Below are 5,178 nucleotides of genomic sequence, written 5' to 3' on the forward strand. Positions count from 1 at the left end.
CCAACTCGCAAGCCTATCAAATATCCGCGGTGAAATAGACGCAGCGAAATCCCTCGTCCTGATCACATACAGGCTGGCACCGAAAAACGCGGACCGCCGAAGCGAACAACGTCACGAATAATCCGGGCTAAGCCCCCCATGCGTAGCGGACTTCGACTAGCTCGCGCGGTTGCCCGCGATCCAGAGCTAGGGACGGCACATGGCAATTATCTTGTGGCTCAGGCGATCGCCAGAGGATTGAACAAGGGCGATCCCGAAGGCGCGGGGCGTGATGCTGCACAGGCGCGGGGATGGATCGCAGATCAGCTCGTCCGGAGCCGGGTGTTAGAGCCTGCGAAGATGCGGGGTAGCGATAATGGAACGGTGGCTGTGCTGCAGCCGCTCCATGAGGAGATGTTTGCAGGACGTGTCAGGGTCGCACGTTAGCCGCGCCGGGAACGGTAAATCTTGCCAAGTGCGCAAATGAGCAGTAATTTGCACCAATAGTATGAATTATCGACTTATTGATAGCTGGAGGCAGAGCCATGGGAACGGTGCGTAAGACAATCACTCTTACTGAGAAGCAGAACGCGTGGATCGCCTCCCAGATCGACGCTGGTCAATATACCAATGACAGCGAGGCGATCCGTGACCTTATCCGGCGTGAGCAGGAGCGTAGCTTTGAGGTTGAGGCAATACGCCAAGCTTTGATTGAAGGTGAGCAGAGTGGCGAGCCACAGCCGTTTGATTTCGATGTCTTTTTGCAACGCATGAATGCTGCTGATGCCTGAATATCGGTTTAGCCCAGCAGCCGAGCGCGATCTGGCTGAAATTTGGAGACATACCAGTAAGCAGTGGGGCAAGGATCAGGCGAACCGCTATACACTTGCCCTGAAAACTATGTGCACCAACTTGGCTGAGGCCCCTCAGCAGGGGCAGAGTTGCGCCTACATCCGGCTAGGATATCGTCGGCGCAGTGCCGAGCATCACGTTATTTATTTTCGAGAAACAGATTATGGCATCGCTGTTGTGCGAGTTTTGCACCAGCGCATGGACGCCACTCGGCACCTGTAGGAGAGGGTAAGGTGGGAGCAATTGATAAAATATTCTCAGCAAAACGCTTATCTGAACCAGGTGGGCAGCCGTGCTAGAGCGTTTTCTAAGCAGATAGAATCATCTGCTGACTCGGGAAAACGCGGCAAAACAAAGGTCTAGATCACCCGATCCGATGCAATCGGGTCAGATACCGCTTGTCTTATGGCTTTTGGGTCCGTTTGGGTCATGATGGATTGCCCGGACCGGGGCCGTCGGCAGTTGATCGAAAGCATCGCTACGGAAAAACCCACAATCCATTGAGAGCCTTGATGTCCGAGAACCAACTGCGCGAGAAACTGCGGAAGATCGAAGCGCTTTATGCCGGAGCCAAGACGGACGGTGAAAAAGCTGCTGCCGGCGCTGCGGCCGATCGGATCAGGGCAAAATTCGAGAATGCGCGCAAACAGGAGGAGGCCAGGGAGTTTAAATTCTCAATCCCTGATCCCTGGTCGCGGCAGCTCTTCATAGCCCTGTGCCGACGCTATGGCATTAAGCCCTTCCGCTACAGGCGCATGCATCATCAAACCGTGATTGTCCGCGCGCCAGGCAGTTTCGTCCAGAAAACGCTTTGGCCAGAATATGAAGAACTGAGCGCCGCGCTGACCATGCACCTTGCCGATATCACGACGAAGATCATTCGCGAGGAAGTTCATGAGGCGACCCAGGATGCCGAAGAGGTGAATGATACACACAGCCTGCGCTGAACATGACGCCAAGAGGTTGGGAATGAGCAAAATGCCGGGCTACACATGTTGCTTGGCAAACGCATGCCCTGTCGATCCTGCCCTATGTTCATGTTGGATGAGGCCGGCCATCCGATGGGCTCGTTGAGCGATAGGATCACCCTGTCACACGCAGAACATGACCTTGTGCTGAGGCACGCCTCGGGAAACAGGGCTGCATGGCATCAATGCGGTTGCCTTCACAGGCCCGTTGCCCCTCCAGATCGCGCCTGGTGAATATGACCGGCTAAGCTCCCTTGCTTTCGATAGTGGTAGACAATATTGGTTGCGGGCAAACCAGGGCGGCGCAGAAGATTTGGCCCCTCGTCATGTGGAGGCTTTCTTGATAGCAAAACTGGCGCGGCGGGCTCTCATTGTGACAGATAGCATTCGTGTGCTGGGCATCTTGGGCGCGGTACGGGCGCATGTCGGCAATTTCGTTGGCAAAAGAGGAACATCTTTCCCGCGATCACGTCCGCTCCGGATCAAGGGGTGGATGCGCCCAGTTCATTATCGGATGGGCAGCAGTGACTGGCCCGTCCTTCAGAAGATCTTCATGGAAGAAGATTATCATATTCCCTCTCCCGCGCATGCCCGTGCGGTGGACGACCTCTACGCACAATTGCTGGAACGGGGCGTGCGGCCCATAATCGTCGATTGCGGCGCGAACATCGGTCTGGCGAGCGTCTGGTACGCCAACCGGTTTCCAGCTGCACGCATCTATGCGATTGAACCTGAGCCCAATAATTTTGCTATTCTTGAGCGTAACTGCAGCGGCTATGATCAGATCATTCCCTTGCAAGTCGCGATTTCCGACCGGGAAGCCCAGGTCGCACTGACAAATTCCGTCGATGAACCCTGGGCATGGGAAACGACGGAAAGCGAAAATGGCGGCATCGCTACCACGACGATCGACAAGCTGTACGGACAGGAAAGCGGTACGGCACCCTTTATCGTCAAGGTCGATATCGAGGGGTTCGAGGTGGAGTTGTTTCGATCCAATGTGGAATGGGTCGATCAGACACCTGTCATTGTGTTCGAAAGCCATGACTCGATGTTCCCGGGGCGCGGTACCGCGCACGCTATCTTGTCAGTCCTGCTCGCCCATCCCAGGGAATATCTGCAGCGCGGTGAAAACATGTTCGCAATCAGCCGCACGCTGACCCAAAGCGGCGTACCACGCTGACTTGGGCTTAAAATTGTCCGCCATGAACGATCAGCGATCCACGATAGCCCGCGGATTTTTGTGGACCACAGGCATCTATGCCAGTTCCATAGCCGTCAGGTTCCTCACAAGCGTGGCCCTGTCACATCTTCTGGCCCCGGCGATATTGGGTGTCATTGTCATCGCCCAAACCGTTCGCATCGGAGCGGAGCTGCTAGGCGATCTGGGGTTGGAGCAAAGTGTTATTCGGTCCGCGCACGGAGATGATCCGCGTTTCCTCAATACCGCCTGGACTGTTCAGTTGCTCCGAGGCGGTGCCATTTCTCTCCTCTGCTTCGCGCTGGCACCGTTTTTTGCGAGCCTTTTTGGGGTCAGTCTAGCGGTTATGGCCACAATCGCCGCGGCACCGATGCTCAATGCGCTTGCCTCGACGTCGGTGTTCAGCGTTGCACGGCGGTTGGATATCAAGGGCCGCAACCTGTTCGAACTCATTGCCGAAACCTTTGGCCTGTTGATCAATATCACATTGGCCCTCACAATGCCTACCGTGTGGGCGCCTGTCCTTGGGCTTTTACTTACAGTTGCGGTACGGTCGGCCATCAGCTATTGCTTGCCCCACCCGCGACATCATCTTCTGCTGGATAAGGCGTTCATACGCGAGATATTGGGTTTCGGAAAGTGGATAGCATTATCCTCCGCTGCGCTCTACGCAACGTCTTACAGTGACCGTTTCTATCTAGGCGGGCTGGTGAGTTTGCAGCTGCTGGGCATTTATGGCTTGGCGCGCGCTATCTCCGACCTCCCTGTTTCGCTGTCCAATCGGCTTGGCTACCTCGTCATCTTTCCTGTCGTTGCAGCTGATCGGGAAACGGTCGGGACAGCGTCACGCGCGCATCTGACCCCAGTGCGGCGCCAGTTCCTGTCGCTTGCGGCGATCGGCATTGCGACACTCATGGCCTGGTCCGACTGGGTCGTATCCCTGTTTTACGACAGCCGGTATCAGGCGGCGGGCTGGATGCTGTTCCTGCTGTTGAGCAGCAGCTGGGTGGCCGTCCTGGCAGCCTTTAATGAAGCCGTCATACTGGGACGAAGTAAGCCGCAGGCCGTCAGCATCGCCAACCTTTGCCGAATCCTGTTTCTGATCCTGGGCTTGCCGGTGGGCTTTCACCTATATGGGTTGCCTGGCACTATAATTGCCCTGACCACTGCGGAAATAGCGCGCTATAGTGTGTTGCTCATAATCGTGAAGGGGTTGCGGCTGGGATTTATACGCCAGGACGTCGCAATCACCGTCGGCCTTTCAGCACTTCTTGCGGGCTGGGTGCTATTGCGCCGTTTTCTGGAACTGGGCTCGCCACTCGATTTCCTCCCATAGATGAAGGGCGACGCCTTGGTCGCCAGGGCATGTCGGATGTAGCGTACCCGGTTTCGTAAATTCTGGGCGTACCCAAAAAAGCTGCGCGATGGGTTTCATGTTCTCCTTGGTCGGCCGCGCTCATAGTCTTTGCGTAACTACCCACGCCCAGGAGGTGCGCTGACCTTGGGTAATCCAGGCCATGGCCAGCGCGCGCGTGATGACCGTCGCCTGCGTCGCGTCCATGAACGCGACGAAATCGCCGAGACAGCGCTCTTCGCTTTGTTAGCGATAGCCGAACCCGCGCCGCATGCGGACATAGCAGGTCAGCGCCTGACGCAGCGCGCTCATTGCTCACCTCCCAGCCACGACTGGCCGAGGGGTCGGAGGCTGTCGAGATCGACCTTGGCTTAGATTCTGGTCCTATCCTGCTGTTCATGGCGCAGAAGCTGGCCGATCTCAGTCAGGGTGGTGCCCGATCGTAACAGGTCCGTCGCGAGGCTGTGCCGGAAGATGTGCGAATCACGTCGACCGGGGCCGACGATGCCGGCACGCCTCATCGCCGAGCGCGCGACGGTCTGTATGCCGGCCGCCCCTTTGAACCCGGAATATGGCGCAACGGCGAGCAGGAACAGCCTCCGACGGTCAGAACGGGGACGACCGTGCTGCAGATAGGCGGCAATCGCGGCGCCGACATCATGCGGCAGTGGCATGGTGGTGATCTTCCGTCCCTTGCTATAGCGCGACGATCTGGGTGAGAGGTCAGCGACTATCAGGATGAGAACAGATTGTCGCGGCGGGTTCATGGTGCCGGGTTAGATTGTCGCTGGCAAGGGCGATTCTTCGCTCTGATTGTCGCTGAT

At 57.0% G+C, this 5,178-nt stretch carries 6 protein-coding genes; 5 read left to right on the top strand and 1 reads right to left on the bottom strand.

Going from position 1 to position 5,178, the window contains the following annotated elements:
• Window positions 1–524 precede the first annotated feature (524 nt).
• The 5 genes from SxD43FB_RS22885 to SxD43FB_RS22905 all read left to right on the top strand — a co-directional run bounded on the left by SxD43FB_RS22885 (window position 525) and on the right by SxD43FB_RS22905 (window position 4,336).
• The gene (locus SxD43FB_RS22885; RefSeq protein WP_096064089.1) at window positions 525–770 is read left to right on the top strand and encodes a type II toxin-antitoxin system ParD family antitoxin; all 246 of its coding nucleotides are present in this window, start codon (window positions 525–527) and stop codon (window positions 768–770) included.
• On the top strand, window positions 754–1,053 hold the full coding sequence (locus SxD43FB_RS22890) for a type II toxin-antitoxin system RelE/ParE family toxin (protein WP_255245875.1): 300 nt from the start codon (window positions 754–756) through the stop codon (window positions 1,051–1,053). The genes SxD43FB_RS22885 and SxD43FB_RS22890 overlap by 17 nt, the downstream gene beginning before the upstream one ends.
• A gap of 176 nt (window positions 1,054–1,229) precedes the next feature.
• Window positions 1,230–1,778, top strand: coding sequence for a hypothetical protein (locus SxD43FB_RS22895; protein WP_255245876.1), 549 nt, complete (start codon window positions 1,230–1,232; stop codon window positions 1,776–1,778).
• 361 nt (window positions 1,779–2,139) lie between these two features.
• Window positions 2,140–2,982, top strand: coding sequence for an FkbM family methyltransferase (locus SxD43FB_RS22900; protein ID WP_141249619.1), 843 nt, complete (start codon window positions 2,140–2,142; stop codon window positions 2,980–2,982).
• Window positions 2,983–3,004: 22 nt separating this feature from the next.
• Window positions 3,005–4,336: an oligosaccharide flippase family protein gene (locus SxD43FB_RS22905; RefSeq protein ID WP_096064092.1), complete on the top strand. Its 1,332-nt coding sequence runs from the start codon at window positions 3,005–3,007 to the stop codon at window positions 4,334–4,336.
• A 389-nt stretch (window positions 4,337–4,725) separates the two neighbouring features.
• On the opposite strand, the gene SxD43FB_RS22910 is transcribed toward SxD43FB_RS22905, so the two are convergent.
• Window positions 4,726–5,121, bottom strand: a complete 396-nt coding sequence (locus tag SxD43FB_RS22910; protein ID WP_096064093.1) for a tyrosine-type recombinase/integrase — start codon at window positions 5,119–5,121, stop codon at window positions 4,726–4,728.
• Between the last annotated feature and the right edge of the window lie 57 nt (window positions 5,122–5,178).

Source organism: Sphingobium sp. D43FB (assembly GCF_002312805.1).
Classification (GTDB): domain Bacteria; phylum Pseudomonadota; class Alphaproteobacteria; order Sphingomonadales; family Sphingomonadaceae; genus Sphingobium.